The organism is Streptomyces sp. NPDC034037 (assembly GCF_055575715.1).
This window is the reverse complement of record NZ_JBVISC010000006.1, coordinates 226,833-242,742: the sequence shown is the minus strand read 5'-3', so window position 1 is coordinate 242,742 and position 15,910 is coordinate 226,833. Positions and strand designations below refer to the sequence as shown.

17 protein-coding genes are annotated in these 15,910 nt (G+C 71.8%); 7 read left to right on the top strand and 10 right to left on the bottom strand.

Annotated elements, in window-relative coordinates; all coding sequences use genetic code 11:
• Positions 1-16: 16 nt before the first annotated feature.
• Positions 17-586, top strand: a complete 570-nt coding sequence (locus ACZ516_RS22265) for a hypothetical protein (RefSeq protein ID WP_469011458.1) — start codon at positions 17-19, stop codon at positions 584-586.
• A gap of 6 nt (positions 587-592) precedes the next feature.
• Here ACZ516_RS22265 and ACZ516_RS22260 read toward each other — a convergent pair whose 3' ends face one another.
• The 3 genes from ACZ516_RS22260 to ACZ516_RS22250 are packed head-to-tail and all read right to left on the bottom strand — an operon-like array spanning position 593 to position 2,734.
• On the bottom strand, positions 593-1,165 hold the full coding sequence (locus tag ACZ516_RS22260) for a cob(I)yrinic acid a,c-diamide adenosyltransferase (protein WP_469011457.1): 573 nt from the start codon (positions 1,163-1,165) through the stop codon (positions 593-595).
• Positions 1,166-1,178: 13 nt separating this feature from the next.
• On the bottom strand, positions 1,179-1,934 hold the full coding sequence (locus tag ACZ516_RS22255; protein WP_361079367.1) for an ABC transporter permease: 756 nt from the start codon (positions 1,932-1,934) through the stop codon (positions 1,179-1,181).
• Positions 1,935-1,951: 17 nt separating this feature from the next.
• Positions 1,952-2,734 (bottom strand): ABC transporter ATP-binding protein, encoded by a 783-nt coding sequence (locus ACZ516_RS22250; RefSeq protein ID WP_469011456.1) that lies wholly within the window; start codon positions 2,732-2,734, stop codon positions 1,952-1,954.
• A 71-nt stretch (positions 2,735-2,805) separates the two neighbouring features.
• On the opposite strand from ACZ516_RS22250, the gene ACZ516_RS22245 reads away from it, so the two are divergent.
• The 4 genes from ACZ516_RS22245 to ACZ516_RS22230 all read left to right on the top strand — a co-directional run bounded on the left by ACZ516_RS22245 (position 2,806) and on the right by ACZ516_RS22230 (position 7,637).
• Positions 2,806-3,447, top strand: a complete 642-nt coding sequence (locus ACZ516_RS22245) for a TetR/AcrR family transcriptional regulator (RefSeq protein ID WP_361079363.1) — start codon at positions 2,806-2,808, stop codon at positions 3,445-3,447.
• A gap of 144 nt (positions 3,448-3,591) precedes the next feature.
• Positions 3,592-4,440, top strand: coding sequence for a 3-hydroxyacyl-CoA dehydrogenase family protein (locus ACZ516_RS22240; RefSeq protein ID WP_469011455.1), 849 nt, complete (start codon positions 3,592-3,594; stop codon positions 4,438-4,440).
• Positions 4,441-4,638: 198 nt separating this feature from the next.
• The gene (locus ACZ516_RS22235; protein ID WP_358585142.1) at positions 4,639-4,962 is read left to right on the top strand and encodes an STAS domain-containing protein; all 324 of its coding nucleotides are present in this window, start codon (positions 4,639-4,641) and stop codon (positions 4,960-4,962) included.
• 263 nt (positions 4,963-5,225) lie between these two features.
• Positions 5,226-7,637, top strand: coding sequence for an ATP-binding protein (locus ACZ516_RS22230; protein WP_469011454.1), 2,412 nt, complete (start codon positions 5,226-5,228; stop codon positions 7,635-7,637).
• Between the two features lie 63 nt (positions 7,638-7,700).
• Here ACZ516_RS22230 and nucS read toward each other — a convergent pair whose 3' ends face one another.
• On the bottom strand, positions 7,701-8,372 hold the full coding sequence (gene nucS, locus ACZ516_RS22225) for an endonuclease NucS (RefSeq protein ID WP_125515138.1): 672 nt from the start codon (positions 8,370-8,372) through the stop codon (positions 7,701-7,703).
• A 253-nt stretch (positions 8,373-8,625) separates the two neighbouring features.
• Between nucS and ACZ516_RS22220 the strand changes: the two genes are divergently transcribed.
• The gene (locus tag ACZ516_RS22220) at positions 8,626-9,018 is read left to right on the top strand and encodes an SCO5389 family protein (RefSeq protein WP_358589439.1); all 393 of its coding nucleotides are present in this window, start codon (positions 8,626-8,628) and stop codon (positions 9,016-9,018) included.
• A gap of 79 nt (positions 9,019-9,097) precedes the next feature.
• On the opposite strand, the gene ACZ516_RS22215 is transcribed toward ACZ516_RS22220, so the two are convergent.
• Positions 9,098-10,132 carry an LLM class flavin-dependent oxidoreductase gene (locus ACZ516_RS22215; protein ID WP_469011453.1) on the bottom strand — a complete coding sequence of 345 codons (1,035 nt, stop codon included), beginning with the start codon at positions 10,130-10,132 and terminating at the stop codon, positions 9,098-9,100.
• 207 nt (positions 10,133-10,339) lie between these two features.
• Between ACZ516_RS22215 and ACZ516_RS22210 the strand changes: the two genes are divergently transcribed.
• A complete protein-coding gene (locus tag ACZ516_RS22210) occupies positions 10,340-10,672 on the top strand; it encodes an ATP/GTP-binding protein (protein WP_358589434.1) in 333 nt (110 codons plus the stop codon).
• 18 nt (positions 10,673-10,690) lie between these two features.
• Here the strand turns inward: ACZ516_RS22210 and ACZ516_RS22205 are convergent, their stop codons facing one another.
• The 5 genes from ACZ516_RS22205 to ACZ516_RS22185 all read right to left on the bottom strand — a co-directional run bounded on the left by ACZ516_RS22205 (position 10,691) and on the right by ACZ516_RS22185 (position 15,765).
• Positions 10,691-11,545, bottom strand: a complete 855-nt coding sequence (locus ACZ516_RS22205) for an ABC transporter permease (protein WP_469011608.1) — start codon at positions 11,543-11,545, stop codon at positions 10,691-10,693.
• Between the two features lie 98 nt (positions 11,546-11,643).
• Positions 11,644-12,843 carry an ABC transporter ATP-binding protein gene (locus ACZ516_RS22200; protein ID WP_469011452.1) on the bottom strand — a complete coding sequence of 400 codons (1,200 nt, stop codon included), beginning with the start codon at positions 12,841-12,843 and terminating at the stop codon, positions 11,644-11,646.
• Between the two features lie 140 nt (positions 12,844-12,983).
• Positions 12,984-13,754, bottom strand: coding sequence for an ABC transporter permease (locus tag ACZ516_RS22195; protein ID WP_358589429.1), 771 nt, complete (start codon positions 13,752-13,754; stop codon positions 12,984-12,986).
• 3 nt (positions 13,755-13,757) lie between these two features.
• A complete protein-coding gene (locus tag ACZ516_RS22190; protein ID WP_469011451.1) occupies positions 13,758-14,759 on the bottom strand; it encodes an ABC transporter ATP-binding protein in 1,002 nt (333 codons plus the stop codon).
• Between the two features lie 70 nt (positions 14,760-14,829).
• Complete coding sequence (locus tag ACZ516_RS22185) at positions 14,830-15,765, bottom strand: coiled-coil domain-containing protein (protein WP_358589423.1); 936 nt, start codon at positions 15,763-15,765, stop codon at positions 14,830-14,832.
• Positions 15,766-15,910 lie beyond the last annotated feature (145 nt).

The window sequence follows — 15,910 nt, the reverse complement described above, 5'->3', positions numbered from 1 at the left end:
GCGAGAGGAGCGAACCGTGATCGTCACGCTGATCGTCGTCTGCGAGGTCGGCTTCTGGGTGCTGCTCGCGGCGGGCCTCGCCGCCCGCTACCCGCTGCGGATGCCGCGCCTCGGCATCGCGCTCCTGCTCTGCGAGCCGCTGCTGGAGGTCGTCCTCCTCGTCGTGACCGCCGTCGACCTGAAGAACGGCGCCGAGCCGAGCTGGAAGCACGGCCTGGCCGCGCTGTACATCGGCTACACCGTGGGCCACGGCCACCGCACGGTGAAGTGGCTCGACGGCCACGCGGCGCACCGCTTCGAGGGCACGCCGGTGCCGCGCCCGCCGCGCCACGGCAGGGCCCGCGCCGTCCACGAGGCCAAGGTGTGGCTCGGCACCGTCGTCGCGGCGGCCGTCGCCAGCGGGCTGCTGCTGCTCGCCATGTGGTACGTGGACGACCCCGGCCGCACCTCGTCGCTGGAGGCGTGGATGCACACGGCCTGGCGGACGGCGGGCCTGCACGGCCTGATCGCGCTCAGCTACGCGCTCTTCCCCAAGCGGGCCCCGGCCCCGGGCGAACGGGACGGGGAGCGGCCGGCCGGGGTCTGAGACGCCCTAGCGCTCGCCGCCCGGCACCCACAGCACGTCCCCGACCTCCTTGTTGGCCGTGCGGGCCAGGATGAACAGGAGGTCGGAGAGGCGGTTGAGGTAGGTCGCCGTGAGCGGGTTCATCGTCTCGCCGTGGGTCTCGAACGCGGCCCACGTGGAGCGCTCGGCCCGCCGCACCACCGTGCAGGCCTGGTGCAGCAGCGCCGCGCCCGGCGTGCCGCCCGGCAGGATGAAGCTGCGCAGCTTCTCCAGCTCCTCAAGGAAGCGGTCGCAGTCCGCCTCCAGCTTGTCGATGTACGACTGCTCGACGCGCAGCGGCGGGTACTTCGGTTCCGCGACGACCGGCGTGGACAGGTCGGCGCCCACGTCGAAGAGGTCGTTCTGGATCCGCGCCAGAACCTTTACGACCGCCTCGTCGAGCCGGCCGAGCGCGACGGCCGTGCCGATGGCCGCGTTGGCCTCGTTGGTGTCGGCGTACGCCGCGATCCGCGGGTCGGTCTTGGCGGTGCGGCTCATGTCCCCGAGGGCCGTCGTCCCCTGGTCGCCGGTCCTGGTGTAGATGCGCGTCAGATTGACCATGCGGCCAGCGTAGTTACGCGCCGGCCTTCTTGTAGACCCGTGTGCCCACCGTCACGGACAGCAGGCCGAAGGCGAGGGCCGTCAGGGCGCCGTACAGCATGGTGGTGCTCGCGTAGTCGCCCACGTAGCCGGCCCGCATGGCGTCGACCAGGTAGCGGAACGGCATGAAGTGCGACAGGACGTCGAGCCAGGTCGGCGCGAGCGCCATCGGCAGCATCAGGCCGGAGAGCAGCATCGAGGGCATGCTGATGGCGTTCACGGCCGGTCCGAACTCGTGCGCCTTGCCGAGCTTCATGGCCAGCGCGTACGAGAGCGAGGCGAGCGAGGCGCTCAGCAGCGCCACGAACGCGAACCCGATGAGGATGCCGCCGAGCGGCGCCCTGAGCCCCATCGCCAGCGCGGCGAGCACCAGCAGCACCGCCTGGAAGACGAAGAGCGCGGCGTCGCGCAGGATCCGGCCGAGCAGCAGCGCGAGGCGGCTGACGGGGGTGACCCGCATCCGCTCCACCACGCCGAACTGCTTTTCGATGATGAGCGCGAAACCGCTGAACGTGGCGCCGAAGAGGCCGAGCTGGAGCAGCAGCCCGGGGACGAGCACCTGCCAGGAGTCGCCCTCGGAGCCCAGTGGCAGGTCGGTGAGGAGCGGCCCGAAGAAGAGCAGGTAGAGCAGGGGCGTCAGGACGCCGAAGAGGATCTGGAACTTGGAGCGCAGGGTCTGCCGGGCGTACCGCCCGAAGATCAGCGCGGTGTCGGGGAGCAGTGCGGGCATGGGGGAGGTCCTGGGGGTCAGACGGCGACGGGGGCCGTGTCCTTGGGCGCGGGAGCGCGCCCGGTGATGGCGAGGAAGGTGTCCTGGAGAGAGGCGTCGATCGAGCCGCCGTACCGGAGTTTCAGCGCGCTCGGCGTGCCCTCGGCGACCACCACCCCCTTGTCGACGACGACGAGCCGGTCGGAGAGCGCGTCGGCCTCGTCCAGGTAGTGCGTGGTGAGGAAGACCGTCGTGCCGTGCTCGTCGCGCAGCCGGCGCACCAGCGCCCACAGGTCGGCGCGGCTGCCCGGGTCGAGGCCGGTGGTCGGCTCGTCCAGGAAGAGCACGTCCGGCCGGTGCGTGAGGCCGAGGGCGATGTCCAGGCGCCGGCGCTGGCCGCCGGAGAGCGCGCCGCAGGTGCGCTCCATCAGCTCGCCCAGGCCGAGGTCGCGCGCCAGCTCCTCGGCCCGCTCCTCGGCCCGTGCCTTGGGCAGGCGGTACAGGCGCCCCTGGGTGATCAGCTCCTCGCGCACGGAGACGCTCGGGTCGACGCCGCCGGACTGCGCGACGTAGCCGATGCTGCGCCGCACCCCGGCGGGGTCGGCGGCGAGGTCGCACCCGGCGACGGTGGCGGCGCCGCCGGTGGGCGCGAGCAGGGTGGTGAGCATGCGCAGCGTCGTCGTCTTGCCGGCGCCGTTCGGGCCGAGGAAGCCGAGGATCTCGCCCTGCTGGACGGTCAGGTCGATGCCGCGCACGGCCTCGACGGGTCCGCTCTTCGTGCGGAAGGTCCGGGCGAGCCCGGCGGTGCTGATGATGGGCATAGAGACCACAAAAACAGAGTGCCTGTAATTTTGCAATCCCCCCAAGTTTTCAGAGTGCCTAAGATGGCGGCATGGCTGAGGGGCTCAGGGAGCGCAAGAAGCGGCAGATGAAGCAGCGGATCTCGGACATCGCGACCGGGCTCTTCCTGGAGCACGGCTTCATGGCGGTGACCATCGCCGAGATCGCCGAGGCCGCGGACGTCTCGGTCAACACGGTTTACAACTACTTCCCGGCCAAGGAGGACCTCTTCCTCGACCGGGGCGCGGACGCCGTCGACCGGCTCTCCCGCCATGTGCGCGGCCGCCGCGCGGGGGAGTCTGCCGCCGACGCGGTCCTGCGCGAGCTGCGCACCGACGTCGAGAGCGCCTCGCCGGCCGTCGGGCTCGTCACCGGCTGGGCCGACTTCATGAAGGTCATCACCGAGGCGCCGCCGCTGCGCTCCCGCCTCTGGGCCATCCAGCAGGAAGCCCTCGACAACCTTGCCGCGACCCTCGCCGAGGAGGCCGGCGCCGCCGACGGCGACCCCCTGCCCGCGCTCGTCGCGGGGCAGCTCTCCTGGCTCCACACCACGCTCATGAGCCGCATCGGCGACGAGATGGCCAAGGGCCGCGAGGTCGCCGAGGTCTCCCGCGAGGGGCTCGCCCTGCTGGACGAGATGGCGGACCTCCTCGGTGAGAAGGTCCTCAACTACGCGACGCGCGCGGCCGGGTGACGCGTATCGGTGTGATGTCCGTCAGTTGAGACGTGACGCGCATCTCTTCGCCGCCACAGGCGCCCTCACGGCCGCTAATGTCCGCTGAAGAGGCTCGCGTGAACAGCGTGTGAGCCAAGCGGGACAAGCGGTAGGGGAGTCGGAGTGGCACGCAAGGTCGCCGTCATCGGAGCCGGACTCATGGGGTCGGGCATTGCTCAGGTATCCGCCCAGGCGGGCTGGGACGTCGTCCTGCGCGACGTCACCGACGAGGCGCTGACCCGGGGCACTGACGGGATCAAGGCGTCGTACGACAAGTTCGTCGGCAAGGGCAGGCTCGCCGCCGAGGACGCCGAGGCCGCGCTCGGGCGCATCACCACGACCACCGACCTGGACGCCGTCGCCGACGCGGACATCGTGGTCGAGGCCGTCTTCGAGAAGCTGGAGGTCAAGCACGAGATCTTCCGCGCGCTCGACAAGCTCGTGCGCGACGACGCGGTGCTCGCCTCCAACACCTCCGCCATCCCGATCACCAAGATCGCGGCCGTCACGGAGCGCCCGGAGCGCGTCGTGGGCGCCCACTTCTTCTCGCCGGTCCCCATGATGCAGCTGTGCGAGCTGGTACGCGGCTACAAGACCAGCGACGAAACGCTCGCCCGCACCAAGGACTTCGCCGAGTCCGTCGGCAAGACCTGCATCGTCGTCAACCGCGACGTCGCCGGCTTCGTGACGACCCGTCTGATCTCCGCGCTCGTCGTGGAGGCCGCCAAGCTCTACGAGTCGGGCGTCGCCAGCGCCGAGGACATCGACATCGCCTGCAAGCTCGGCTTCGGCCACGCCATGGGCCCGCTGGCGACCGCCGACCTCACCGGCGTCGACATCCTGCTGCACGCCACGAGCAACATCTACACGGAGTCCCAGGACGAGAAGTTCGCACCGCCCGAGCTGATGCGCCGGATGGTTGACGCCGGTGACATCGGACGCAAGAGCGGGCAGGGCTTCTACAAGCACTGACCGGCACCCGTGTACGCCCGCTGACGCCTCGTCCGACGATTCGTCGCCCGCTGGGTCACCCCTCGGAGTGAATTCGGTATCGGTTCGCTTACAGACGGCAACTTCCTGTCCCACGCGGCAGTCAGTTGCAGTGACATACGCAGACGACGACGTACGGCTCAGACGTCACAGCCGACTCAGCACTCTCGGGGAGCGCATATGCACATCAAGGGCGACCAGGCCCAGCTGGTCGTCGGGGGACGCCTCGACGTACGTAGCGCGGCGGACGCCCGTACGGTCCTGCACTCGGCCGTCGACGACGGGGCCGGCGACCTGGTGCTCGACCTGTCCGAACTCGACTCGTGGGACGCCACGGGGCTCGGCGTGATCATGGGCGCGCACCGGCGCGCGGGACGGTGCGGACGCAGACTCGTCCTGCGCCACGTGCCGCCCCAGATGCAGCGCCTGCTCGTCGCGACGAGACTGCACCGCATCCTCGCCATCGAGGGCGGCATCGGCGTCGAACCGCTCCCCAGGGCCTGAACCGCACCTCCAGGCCTGAACCGCACCGCAAGTCCTGAACCGCACCACAGGTCTCGAACAGAACCTCCCACGCAATCCTCACGAGACCGTGACGTCTCGGGCGGGGCGGCACCCCGCCCACTCGGAGATACTGGCCGAGGTCTAGGGTTCCCACGCCCGCCGATGGACGGACCCGCGCGGGGGCACCGGACCAGAAGCGACAGCGCAGTGTGCACGAAGGCCGGAAGGGGCTCTGCACACCACGCATCTGGGGGGCTGGGATCATGGACCCGATGAACCGGGAACCCGAAGAGTACGGCCACGGTGGCGGTGGCGACGAGCACGACGACGCCGCGCACCCGCGCGACCCGCTGACGCCCGACCTCGGACAGCCCGCGCTCGCCCGCACCGTCCGGCTCGTCTCGGGCGACTTCCTGCTCACCGTCAACCCCGTCGACGGCAGCGAGATAGAGCCCTGCCCGCCCGGGGAGCGGCCGCGGCGGCCCACTCGGCGCACCGCCGCCGACCGCGAGGAGCTGCGCCGCGCCGCACTGCCGCCCGTGCCGCCCGGCCCCGCGCTGCCCGCGCCGCCCCTCCTGGAGCGCGAGGAGGAGCGTGAGCGCCTCGTACGGCTCCTCTCGCACGGTCGCTCGGTGCGGCTCACCGGACCCGCCGGATCGGGCCGCACGGCGCTGCTGGGCGCCGTCGCCGACGCCTGCGCGGACCTCGCCCCCGACGGCGTCGTCCGCCTCTCCGGCCACCGCAGGACCGTCACGGAGCTGCTCCACGACCTCTGCGCGACCGTCTACGACACACCCCTGCACCGCCCCGACCGCGCCCTGCTGCTCGACCTCGTCCGCGACATCGGCGCCGTCGTCGTCCTGGACGACCTGGAGTTCGGCGGCACCGCCCTCGACGAACTGCTCGACGCGACGCCCGAGTGCGCCTTCCTCCTCGCCGCCACGCCCGACGTCGCCGCCCCGTCGGCCGACTCCCACCTCGAAGAGGTCTTCCTCGGCGGCCTCGGCCGCGGCAGCAGCCTGGAGCTCCTGGAGCGCGCCGCCGGCCGCGTCCTCGCCGACGAGGAGGCCCACTGGGCCGGCGACCTGTGGTTCGCGTCCGAGGGCCTGCCGCTGCACTTCGCCCAGGCGGGCGCCCTGCTGCGCCGACGCGACCAGCCGCGCGCCGACCCGCACGCCGGCGAGGAGGACGGCCGCGCCGCCGAGACCCCCGACGACGCCGAGGCCCCGCTGCCCTCGCTCGCCGAGGGAGCCGCGCCCGCCGCCCTGCTCGCCGCACGCCTCAGCCCCTCGGCCCGCGCCACCCTGAGGTTCGCCGTGGCCCTCGGCGGCGAACTGCCCCACCAGGCCCACCTGCCCGCCCTCGTCGGCGACACCCACGCCGACGCGGCCCTCGCCGAACTGGTCGGCTGCGCCCTGGTCACCCCGGCCGGCACACGCCACCGCCTCGCCGCCGGCGTACGCGCGCAGCTGGAGGACGCCGGCTACGGCGACGCCGCCGCCGAGTACGCCAGGACCGCCGCCCGGCACTACGCCTGGTGGGCCGGCCACCCCTCGGTCACCCCCGAGCGGGTCGCCGCCGAGGCGGACGCCGTGCTGGCCGCCCTGGGCGCCCTGGTCACCGCGGAGAGCGGCACCGCGGTGCTGCTGGCCCGCACGGCCGCGCCCGCCTTCGCCGGCGCACTGCGCTGGGGCGCCTGGGAACGCGCGCTGCGCTGTGGCCTGGAGGCGGCGCGCAACGCCGGGGAGGTCGCCGAAGAGGCCTACTTCCACCACGAGTTGGGGATCCTCGCGCTCTGCGGCGGGCGGCTCGACCGGGCCCGCGCCGAGCTGGAGGCCTCCATCGGGCTGCGCGGCGCCCTCGCCGACAAGCGGGGCGCGATCTCCGGGCGCCGGGCGCTCGCCCTGGTCACCGACTGCTCGGGCGGCCCGCTGCCCGGCGGGCGCACGACCGCGGGCGAGGATGTGCCGGGCGCGCGCCACGAGGAATCGGCGCCGCCCCCGAGCGCAGTCCCCGCCCCGTTCGCGCTGCCGGCGCCGCCCGCACCGCCCCCCGCCTCCGCCGAGCCGGACACGCTGGTCGCCAGCACGGCCTCGCCCGCCGTCGCCGGCTCCGCGCCCGGCCGCCGCTCCCTCCTGCGGGGCACCCGCCGCAACCTCGTCGCCGCGGGAGCCGGAGCGCTGCTCGCCGCCGTGCTCGGCACCGTCGTCACCCTCGGCGCCACATCCGACGACGACCACCCCGAAGACCACCGCGTCCGCACGGAGCAGTCGGCGCGGGAGGACCACGACGACGACGGCGGGCCGACCGCCGACGAGCCGTGGCAGGGCTCCCCGACCCGCCCCGGCGGCCCCGGCGAGGACGGCGTGGTCGGCACCGCCGACGACCCGAAGCCCTCGGCCAGCGGCGCGCCCTCGGGCAGGCCGAGCGCGAGCGGCGAGCCGTCGGAGGAGCCGAGCGGCAAACCCAGCGGCACACCGACCGGCAAGCCCTCGGACAAGCCCACCGACAAGCCGACGGAGAAGCCGACCGACAAGCCGACGGACCCGCCCACTACGGCCCGGCCCACCGACCCGACGGACCCGCCGACCACCGACGAGCCGCCGCCGGCCACGCCCTCCAGCGACTCCCCGCCCGCCTCGACCGGCACCTCGAAGCAGGCGAGCGCCTCATGACGAAGGGGCCGGGTCCCGCAGGACCCGGCCCCTTCGTCACCTGTCACCTGTGCGTGGCGGCTCTCAGAACAGCCGCAGCTTGTCGTCCTCGATGCCGCGCAGGGCGTTGTAGTCCAGGACCGTGCAGCCGATGCCGCGGTCCGTGGCCAGGACGCGGGCCTGCGGCTTGATCTCCTGGGCGGCGAAGATGCCGCGGACGGGCGCCAGGTGCGGGTCGCGGTTGAGCAGCTCCAGATAGCGGGTCAGCTGCTCGACGCCGTCGATCTCCCCGCGCCGCTTGATCTCCACGGCGACCGTCTGCCCGTCGGCGTCCCGGCACAGGATGTCCACGGGGCCGATCGCCGTCATGTACTCGCGGCGGATGAGCGAATATCCCTCACCGAGTGTCTCGATCCGGTCGGCGAGCAGCTCCTGGAGGTGCGCTTCCACGCCGTCCTTGATGAGGCCGGGGTCCACACCCAGTTCGTGCGAGGAGTCGTGCAGCACTTCCTCCATCGTGATGATGAGCTTCTCGCCCGCCTTGTTCACGACGGTCCACACACCGGCGTCGTCCCCTGATCCCTCCTTCAACGTGCAGGGCGGGGACATCCAGTTGAGGGGCTTGTAGGCCCTGTCGTCCGCGTGGATGGAGACGCTGCCGTCCGCCTTCACGAGGATCAGGCGGGGCGCCGAGGGGAGATGGGCGGTGAGCCGGCCCGCGTAGTCCACGGAGCATCGGGCAATGACGAGACGCATGGGGCGCAACGCTACTCGACTGGAGGCGGTGCGCGCGATTCGCCCGCCCACGGCCCGGGGGAGCGGGGCGGGCCGCACGACTTGTCCGCCGATGAACCCTTCGATCCTGGCCGGTTATGCGTCCAATCTCCTGGTGCGCTCCTCTCGCGTTGCCTACCGTAGAAGCGGGAGGTCGCCATCCGTGCACGCTGCGTATGCGGACTCCATCCCTGTCCGTAAGCCCTCGCTCGACGGGGGTGCGAGAGGAGAACCCATGTCGCTCGACGTCTCACCGGCACTGTTGGAACAGGCCGAGCGAGGCGAGGTGGACGAAGCAGCTTTCGTCGACTGCGTCCGGACCTCCCTGCCTTACGCATGGGAGATGATCAGCTCCCTGGTGGCCCAGCTGAAGGTCGACGGCGGACAGTTCGCCGACAACCAGACGCCGCCCCCGGACGAGCAGGCACGTGGACAGCTGCTGCGCGCGCTCGCGAGTGACGCGATTCGCGGTGCTCTGCAGCGGCACTTCGGAGTGCGTCTGGCATTCCAGAACTGCCACCGTGTGGCGGTGTTCCCGCTGGATTCCTCGGTGGACGACAGGCTTGCCCGCTTCACCTCGATCCGGGGCCAGCTGCTCAACCAGTCGCCCGAACTGCGGGACTGCTGACGCTTGTTGCTGCCGCTCCGTACGCGGGAGGTGTGTCAGTCCGGAGCGGCAGCTCCCGTCTTCGCGCGATGCCCGGCGCTCAGCCGAGGTGGGGCAGCACCTCGGCCCCGAGCCTTCGTACGTTCTCCTCGGTGGCCGCGAGGTCGCCCGAGCCCTCGACGAGCAGGGCGAAGCGCGTGATGCCCGTGCGCTCCGACGTGGCGGCCAGGCGGTCCGCGCACATCCGCGGGGTGCCGACGGGGTGCAGTGCGCAGAGCAGCTCGGTGTACGCCACCGGGTCCCGCATGGGGCGGCGGCGGCCGTCGACCGTGACATGGGCGTCCAGACCGTGCCTGAGCCAGCCCGGCATGGCCTTCTGCAGGGTCTCGGCCGCGTCGAGGCGCCGGTCCGCGATCTGCGCCACTCCGGCGGAGATGTGCGCGGCGGCGGCGATTTCCTCCGGCGTATGCCCGGCGGCGCGCGCGTGCCGGTTCCACAGGGCCACCATTTCGGCCTTCTCCTCGTCCCCGACGTGCATGCCGAGCAGCATCGGCAGACCGCGCTGCGCGGCCAGCCGCACACTGGACGGCGAGGTGCAGGCCAGGATCACCTCGGGGCCGCTGTCGCCCTGTCCGTTCAGCGCCTCCTGCGGGCGGGGTACGACGGCGACCTCGCGGAAGGGGAACCGCCCGCCCGTGCTCCCGACCCGTGGTTCGCCCAGCCACCTGAGCAGCAGGTCGAGGGAGTCGGGGAAGCCCTTCTCGTACGCGTCGAGGCCCGCCCCGAACACCTCCAGGTCCACCCACGGCCCGCCCCGCCCGACACCGAGCGAGAAGCGGCCGCCGGAGGTGATGTGGAGCAGGGCGCTCTGCTCGCCGAGCGCGACCGGGTGGACGGTCGGCAGCACGCTCACGGCGGTGCCGACCCGGATCCGGCGGGTGCGCCCCAGGAGCAGCGCGGCCAGGGTCACCGCCGACGGGCAGGTGCCGTACGGCACGAAGTGGTGCTCGGCGAGCCAGACCGAGTCGAGCCCCGCCTCCTCGGCCACTTCGGCGGACCGCACCGCTCGGTGCAGCGCTTCCCCCTGCCCCTGTCCGGGGAATTGGGCGGCCAGCACAAAACTACCTACACGCATCGAACTCCTGCCTCCTTGGCACCGACGCAGGCACTCCCCACGGGCAACAACGCGTGACACGTGCCAAAGGCACGGCCTGGCAGGAAGATTGTTGGATTTTCCGCGCGGCGCGGTGGGGCCCGCGGGAGTGGGCACGGGAGGAGTACCCGGTGGGACGACGCGTAGGCTGGTCATCCTCCTGATCGCCGTACAGCCGTGAGGTGTCCTGTGTCCCCGCGTCGCAACCGCCCCAAGGGCACCGCAGAGCCGAGGGCGTCCCTGGACGCGGAGTCCTCGGGACGCTACGGCGGATTCCAGAACGCCGAGACCTGGCAGGGCGAGCAGTGGAGCGTACGCCATGTGGCGGGCGCCGCCTCGCCGGGCAAGCGGTACCGCTGCCCCGGGTGCGACCAGGAGATCCCCTCGTCCCTGGCGCACGTGGTGGCCTGGCCGGAGCACTCCGGGGTGGACGAGCGCAGGCACTGGCACAAGGCGTGCTGGAACGCGAAGGACCGCCGCACCACGCGGGTGCAGCGGTCCCGTAACGCGCCGAGGTACTAGCCGGCCGCGGCGCGCCGACTACACGTCGCGCTTCTCCAGAAGGGCGAAGGCGCCGCCGAGTGCGATCGCCGTCACCACGACCAGCACCATCAGCTGGGAGGTGCCCGTGGCGCCGTCCGCGCCGTCCGCCCCGAAGATCATCGCGAGGGAGTTGATGGCGTTGTAGTCCGTCATCTTCTCGGCCAGGGACTGCGTGCTCCGCCAGATCATCAGGAAGGCGGGCAGGATCGCCGGGACGAGGACCAGGCCGAGCATCGCGGTGATGGCGCCCGCGGAGTGCCGCAGCATGGAGCCCACGGCCAGCGCGAGGACCCCGAGCAGCGAGACGTACAGGCCGCCCTTGAAGACCGTGCCCGCCCACGGCAGGTCGCCGGCGCCCGGGCCGCTGTTCATCGACGAGGCCGCGAGGCCCACCAGCAGGATGGAACCGGCGGAGACGACGAAGGCCGTCACGAAGAAGACCACGACCTTCGCGGCCAGCACCCGGTAGCGCTGCGGGGAGGCGGTGAACGTCGTACGGATCATGCCCGTGCCGTACTCCGACGACGTCACCAGGACGCCGAGCGTGATCAGGCAGATCTGGCCCAGCATGAGGCCGAAGAACGCCGGGATGGTGAACGGCACGTCCGCGTAGTCCTCGGGGGTGGTCTGCGCGGCGGCGGCCAGGCCGATGCCGACGACCAGGGCGACGAAGACGCCGAGCGTCCACATCGTGGAGCGGACCGACTTGATCTTCGTCCACTCGGAGGCGAGGGCGTTGCCGAGGTGCGTCTTCTTCACCGGGATCGGCGAGGTGTAGGCGTTGGCCATGGCCTGCTGCCAGGCGGAGGGCGGCGCCGGGGCGGCGGGCGGGGGAGCCGCCGGCGCGCCCATCGGGGCGCCCTGCGGGGGAGCGCCGGCCTGGGCGTACGCCGGCTGGTGCTGCGGGGCCTGCTGCGCCTGCGGCTGCTGCTGCGGAGTCTCAGGCGTGGTCATCGGGGGGCATCCTCGTTGTCGGTGGCGCGCTTGGTCGTCTCGGGCGCGGAGGCGGGGGCGGGGGTGGCCGGCGGCTGCGGGGCGGTGGCGTAGGGGTTCGGTGCCCCGGGGCCGGCCTGCGGCTGCTGGGTCGCGAAGGGGTGGCCGCCCTGCTGGGGCGGCGGCGGGGCGTACCAGCCGGGCTGGCCCTGGCCGGGCACCGGCAGCGGGCCCTGCGGCAGGGCGCCGGGCGGCAGGGCGCCCGGGGGCGGCTGCTGCTGGAAGCCCGCGAGCTGGTCGGCCGTCGAGCGGTAGTCGACGGCGCCCTGTGTCATCCGCATGTACGCCTCCTCCAGCGAGGCCTGGTGCGGGGACAGCTCCCACAGGCGTACGTCGGCGCCGTGGGCGAGGTCGCTGATGCGGGGGAGCGGCAGACCGGTCACGCGCAGCGCGCCGTCCTGCTCGGGCAGGACCTGGCCGCCGGCCTCGGTCAGCGCGGCCGTCAGCTTCTCGCGCTGCTGGGGGTCGGTGTCCGGTGTGCGCACCCGCGCGAAGTCGGCGGAGTTGTGCGAGATGAAGTCCTTGACGCTCATGTCGGCGAGGAGCTGGCCGCGGCCGATCACGATCAGGTGCTCGGCGGTGAGGGCCATCTCGCTCATGAGGTGCGACGACACGAAGACCGTGCGGCCCTCGGCGGCGAGGGACTTCATCAGGTTGCGGACCCAGAGGATGCCTTCGGGGTCGAGGCCGTTGACCGGCTCGTCGAAGAGCAGCACCTGCGGGTCGCCGAGGAGCGCCGCCGCGATGCCGAGGCGCTGGCCCATGCCGAGCGAGAAGCCCTTGGAGCGCTTCTTCGCCACGTCCTGGAGTCCGACGACGCCGAGCACCTCGTCGACCCGGCGGGCCGGGATGCCGGAGAGCTGTGCGAGGCACAGCAGGTGGTTGCGGGCGTGCCGGCCGCCGTGCACGGCCTTGGCGTCGAGCAGGGCGCCGACCTGGCGGGGCGCGTTGGGGAGCTTGCGGTACGGGTAACCGCCGATCGTCACTTGCCCCGTGGTGGGGGCGTCGAGCCCGAGGATCATGCGCATCGTCGTCGACTTGCCGGAGCCGTTGGGCCCGAGGAAGCCGGTGACGGTACCGGGCCGCACCTGGAAGGAAAGGTTGTACACGGCTGTCTTGGCGCCGTAGCGCTTCGTCAGGCCGACTGCCTCGATCATTCTCCGCACCCATCGAATGGTTCAGGACGTCGGGGCACACGCCCCCGTAAGGGTTAGGAGGATAACGGGGAGCTGACGGTTCCACCCAAGAGCGGGTAAAGGGGCGGCGGCCCTCTTACGCCGGTGCTGGCCGGTGTCCCCTACGCGTCCCTTTTCTTCAGGGCGGCGTAGCCGCCCAGGAGCGCCGCCGCCACCCACGCCACCATGATCACCAGGCCACCCCAGGGGCCGTAGGGCGTGTCGTCGTCGAACGGGGTCCTGACCTGCATGATCTTGCTGCCGGCCTGGTCGGGCAGGAAGCGGCCGATCTTCTTGGTGGCCGACACGTTGCCCAGGATGTTGGAGATGATGAAGAAGAACGGCATCAGGATGCCCAGCGACAGCATCGGGCTGCGCAGCATCGCCGCCACGCCCATCGAGAACATCGCGATGAGGGTCATGTAGAGCCCTCCGCCGATGACGGCCCGCAGCACCCCGGGGTCGCCGATCTGCGCCTTGTACGGGCCGAGCATCGCCTGCCCGACGAAGAACGTGACGAAGCTGGTGGCCAGGCCCACCACGAGGGCGAGCAGGGTGGCCACGAGCACCTTGCCGAACAGGAACGTGCCGCGCTGGGGCACGGCCGCGAGCGAGGTGCGGATCATCCCGGTGCTGTACTCGTTGGAGACGACGAGCACCCCGAAGACGATCATCGCGAGCTGGCCGAGCGACATCCCGGCGAAGCTGATGAAGGTCGGGTCGAAGCTCAGCCTCTCCTTGGCGTCGAGGCTGTCGTAGTCGTTCTTGGACAGGATGCTGATCAACATGCCGAGCGCGATCGTGACGACGGCGGCGAGACCGAGCGTCCACACGGTCGAGGACACCGAGCGGATCTTCGTCCACTCCGACTTCAGTACCTGTGTCGCGGCCATCGCTCAGGCCCCCTTCCGGCGCTGCTGCCAGCCCGCGCCCCAGCCGGGCGCCGCCGGGGCCGGCGGGGCCGGCGGGGCCGCCGGGCTCGCACCGGTGGGGCCGGAGTGCGCGTGGTACTCGACCGACTCCGCGGTGAGCCGCATGAACGCCTCTTCCAGCGAGGCCTGTTGCGGACTCAGCTCATGCAGGACGAGCCCGTGCGCCGCGGCGAGTTCACCGAGCCGCTCCGAGGTCGTACCGTCCACTTCCACGCCGCCGCCGTCCGCCGCCACGGCGGTGACACCCGCCTGGTGCAGCACGTCCAGGAGCCGTTCGTGCTCCGGGGAGCGCAGACGTACGTACGAGCGGGAGTTCCGCCGGATGAAGTCGGACATCGACGTGTCGGCGAGGAGGCGGCCCTGGCCGATGACGACGAGGTGGTCGGCGGTCAACGCCATCTCGCTCATCAGGTGCGAGGAGACGAAGACCGTACGCCCCTGGGCGGCCAGCGACTTCATGAGGTTGCGGATCCAGTGGATGCCCTCGGGGTCGAGGCCGTTGACCGGCTCGTCGAACATCAGGATCTCGGGGTCGCCGAGCAGTGCGCCCGCGATGCCCAGGCGCTGGCCCATGCCGAGCGAGAAGCCCTTGGCCTTCTTCCTGGCGACGGCACTCAGCCCGACGGTGTCGAGGACCTCGCCGACGCGGCCGCGCGGGATGCCGTTGCTCTGCGCGAGGCACAGCAGATGGTTGAAGGCGCTGCGCCCGCCGTGCATGGCCTTGGCGTCGAGGAGGGCACCGATGTGCTTCAGCGGGTCCCGCAGCCGGGAGTAGTGCTGGCCGTCGATGCGGACATCGCCGGCCGACGGGTTGTCGAGCCCGAGCATCATCCGCATCGTGGTGGACTTCCCCGCGCCGTTCGGACCGAGGAAACCGGTGACGATGCCGGGGGAGACGGTGAAGGTGAGGTTGTTGACGGCCACCTTCTCGCCGTACCGCTTGGTCAGCCCGTCGAGCTCGATCATGCGGCAACGCTAAAACGGCTCAAAGCCCCCTGCCACTCAGCGACGGCAGGGGGCTGTGACGAGCACGGCCTCAGCGCGTCTGCTGAGCCGGCACCCCACGGGAGATCGGCTCGTCCTCCGCGGGCGTACCCGCGGCGGCGACCGCCGCACCGGTGAGGGTGGCCAGCATCTCCCGCACATTGGTGAGCTGCGCGTTGATGGAGTCGCGCCGGTTGGTGAGCGCCGCGAGCTCCCGCTCGGACTCCGAGCGGATGCGGTCCGCCTTGGCGTTGGCGTCGGCGACGATGTCCTCGGCCTGACGCTGCGCCGTCTCCACCGTCTGCCGGGCGCGACGCTCGGCGTCGGTCCGCAGCTTCTCCGCCTCAAGGCGCAGCTGCTCCGCACGGTGCTCGATCTCCGCGAGGCGCTTTTCCGCCTTGGCCTGACGGGAGGCCAGGTCGCGCTCGGACTGGTCGCGCCGCTTGGCGAGATTCGTCTCGAAGTCGGCGGCGGCCTGGGCGGCCTTGGCGCGCGTCTCCTCGAAGAGGGCGTCCGCCTCCTCCCGCTTGGACTGCGCGTCCTTCTGGGCCTCGGCCCGCAGGGTGTTCGCCTCGCCCTTGGCCTTCTCGACGATCCGGACGCCCTCGTCCTCGGCCTTCGCCTTGCGCTCGGAGGCGAACGACTCGGCGTCGTTGCGCACCTGCTGCGCCGCGGACTCGGCCAGCTCGCGGTGCTGTTCGGCCGCGCGACGGGCCTCCTCGCGCAGGTCCTTCGCCTCCTCCTCCGCGAGACGGAGGATCTTCTCGACGCGCGCCCCGAGTCCGGCGTACGACGGCTCGGCGTCGGCGACCTGGGCCTGGGCGTTCTGCGTTTCGAGGTGCAGCTCCTCGATGCGCTTTTCCAGAGCAGTGATACGGGCGAGAGCGTTGTCACGGTCGGAGACGAGCTTGGAGATACGTTCGTCCACCTGAGCGCGGTCGTACCCACGCCGCACAAGCTCGAAGCCGTAGGGGGAAGTGTCGCTCATGGGGTTCCTGTCGAATGAGACCGGTGAGGTGATAGAGGGAATCCTAGGGGTCCAGGCGGCGTGTCATCGAGCAGATGCCTGTTTGATCTGGAGAATGACACCCCTTTTGAGTGGCAAGACGTCAGAGGACTTGCCAGCGACAGGG

Coding starts and splice junctions, on each gene's coding strand:
- ACZ516_RS22260 (WP_469011457.1), bottom strand. CDS start 1,165: ATGGTCAATCTGACGCGCATCTACACCAGGACCGGCGACCAGGGGACG.
- ACZ516_RS22255 (WP_361079367.1), bottom strand. CDS start 1,934: ATGCCCGCACTGCTCCCCGACACCGCGCTGATCTTCGGGCGGTACGCC.
- ACZ516_RS22250 (WP_469011456.1), bottom strand. CDS start 2,734: ATGCCCATCATCAGCACCGCCGGGCTCGCCCGGACCTTCCGCACGAAG.
- ACZ516_RS22245 (WP_361079363.1), top strand. CDS start 2,806: ATGGCTGAGGGGCTCAGGGAGCGCAAGAAGCGGCAGATGAAGCAGCGG.
- ACZ516_RS22235 (WP_358585142.1), top strand. CDS start 4,639: ATGCACATCAAGGGCGACCAGGCCCAGCTGGTCGTCGGGGGACGCCTC.
- ACZ516_RS22230 (WP_469011454.1), top strand. CDS start 5,226: ATGGACCCGATGAACCGGGAACCCGAAGAGTACGGCCACGGTGGCGGT.
- nucS (WP_125515138.1), bottom strand. CDS start 8,372: ATGCGTCTCGTCATTGCCCGATGCTCCGTGGACTACGCGGGCCGGCTC.
- ACZ516_RS22220 (WP_358589439.1), top strand. CDS start 8,626: ATGTCGCTCGACGTCTCACCGGCACTGTTGGAACAGGCCGAGCGAGGC.
- ACZ516_RS22215 (WP_469011453.1), bottom strand. CDS start 10,132: ATGCGTGTAGGTAGTTTTGTGCTGGCCGCCCAATTCCCCGGACAGGGG.
- ACZ516_RS22205 (WP_469011608.1), bottom strand. CDS start 11,545: ATGGGCGCGCCGGCGGCTCCCCCGCCCGCCGCCCCGGCGCCGCCCTCC.
- ACZ516_RS22200 (WP_469011452.1), bottom strand. CDS start 12,843: ATGATCGAGGCAGTCGGCCTGACGAAGCGCTACGGCGCCAAGACAGCC.
- ACZ516_RS22195 (WP_358589429.1), bottom strand. CDS start 13,754: ATGGCCGCGACACAGGTACTGAAGTCGGAGTGGACGAAGATCCGCTCG.
- ACZ516_RS22190 (WP_469011451.1), bottom strand. CDS start 14,759: ATGATCGAGCTCGACGGGCTGACCAAGCGGTACGGCGAGAAGGTGGCC.
- ACZ516_RS22185 (WP_358589423.1), bottom strand. CDS start 15,765: ATGAGCGACACTTCCCCCTACGGCTTCGAGCTTGTGCGGCGTGGGTAC.